This is a genomic window from Spirillospora sp. NPDC048824, assembly GCF_043198455.1.
Taxonomy (GTDB): Bacteria; Actinomycetota; Actinomycetes; order Streptosporangiales; family Streptosporangiaceae; genus Spirillospora.
This window is the reverse complement of record NZ_JBICUS010000058.1, coordinates 1-1,752: the sequence shown is the minus strand read 5'-3', so window position 1 is coordinate 1,752 and position 1,752 is coordinate 1. Positions and strand designations below refer to the sequence as shown.

Sequence of the window (1,752 nt, the reverse complement as noted above, 5' to 3'; positions counted from 1 at the left end):
AGTGGCGCGCCTAAACAGAAAAATGCTCCTGAACTGGGATGATGTGGAGTGTCGAAGTCCGTATCAGTCCAGTTCAAGGAGCACTTTCTACGTGAACGCTACCGCATGGTCGCGCGGTCTTGACGTTGTCGGCGGCGGCACGGGCGTGGTGTCGCATGCGGGCCTGGTCTTGCTGCGGCAGCTCGCTGATCGGACGGGCCTGACGGCCGGGCTGTCGGCGGCGCTGCCGTCGCCGGACGGCGGCCTGGACCGGGGCCGGGTCTTCGCCGACCTGGCGTGCGCGATCGCCGACGGCGCCCGGGTGATCAGCGACTTCCGGGTCATGGGCGACCAGGACGAGGTCTTCGGCCAGGTCGCGTCGGTCCCGACCGCGTGGCGGACGCTGAAGGAAACCGCCGCCGGCGGGGACCGCACCCGGCGCAGGGTCACCGCTGCGATAGACAAGGCGCGGCGTTACGCCTGGTCGCAGGTCATCGCCCGGCACGGGCAGCTCCCGCCGGTCCAGGTCGCGGACCGGCAGCTGACAGGGATCACCTGCATCCGCCTGGACGCCACCGTCGTGCCCGCCCACTCCGACAAGGAACAGGCACAGCCGAATTTCAAGGGATTCGGCCATCACCCGCTGCTGGCCGAATGTGACAATGTGCGCGAGCCGCTGGCCTGGATGATGCGGCCGGGATCGGCCGGAAGCAACACCGCCGCCGATCACCTGACGCTTCTCGACGAGGCGATCGCAGCGCTGCCTCCGCAGTTCCGCCGCAAGCTCATGGTCACCTGCGACGGCGCCGGAGCCAGCCACGACCTGGTGAAACGCCTGGACAAGCTTGCCTCGCGCCGCGGGTATGAACTCGTGTACTCCATCGGCTGGGCGCTGGCCGAAAGGGAGAAGACCGCGCTCAAGCTGGTCCCCGACACCGCATGGGAAGCCGCGATCGACGCGGGCGGGAAGGTCCGCGAGCGCCGGTCTGAGATGGCCTGCGGGAACCAGAGGTGCGGGCATCGGGCCTGCTGGATCCAGGAAGCGCACGTCACCGAGCTGACCGGACTGCTGCGCAAGCGCCCGGACGGGGACCGGCTGAAGGCCTGGCCGACGACGATGCGGGTCTTCGCCCGCCGCGAGCGGCCCCACCCCGGAGCGCAGCTCACCCTGTTCGAGGCACAAGACGGGTGGCGCTACACCTTGTGGGCGACGAACCTGCCCGCCGACACCAGGGGCTGGCGCGGCCAGTGCGCCTACATCGACGCAGGCCACCGCGTCCACGCCCGCGTCGAGGACGTGATCCGCACAGGCAAGGACACCGGCCTGGGCCATTTCCCCTCCCGTCACTACGGGATGAACAAGGCATGGCTGGACGCGTCGATGACCGCCTGCATCCTGCTGTCCTGGCTCCGGCACCTCGCCCTCGACGGCAAGCTCGCCAAAGCAGAGCCCAAGACGCTGCGCTACCGGGTCTTCCACACCGCCGCCCGCCTCGTGCGCGGCGGACGCCGCAAGACCCTCAAGATCGCGGCCACCTGGCCCTGGGCCACAGCGATCACCACCGCCTGGAAGCGTATCCAGACCCTCCCGCACCCCACCTGACCAGCGCAAACCGTCCCTGCGACCAAGGAAGGAGCCCCCGGGGCCCGTGGAACCCCCGGCCACCCGGCCCGGCAGCCGGGCCATCAGCATGCTCCGACACCGAAAACCCGCTCCCGGGGACGCTCGTCACGCCGTTCAGGCAGACGCTTCAGCAGCGTGAAAGATCGAGG

Annotated in this window: 1 protein-coding gene; it reads left to right on the top strand. The window is 69.6% G+C overall.

Annotation, left to right across the window (positions count from 1 at the left end; translation table 11 throughout):
• Window positions 1-91 precede the first annotated feature (91 nt).
• The gene (locus ACGFIS_RS37480) at window positions 92-1,582 is read left to right on the top strand and encodes an IS1380 family transposase (RefSeq protein ID WP_392974017.1); all 1,491 of its coding nucleotides are present in this window, start codon (window positions 92-94) and stop codon (window positions 1,580-1,582) included.
• The last annotated feature ends 170 nt before the right edge of the window (window positions 1,583-1,752 follow it).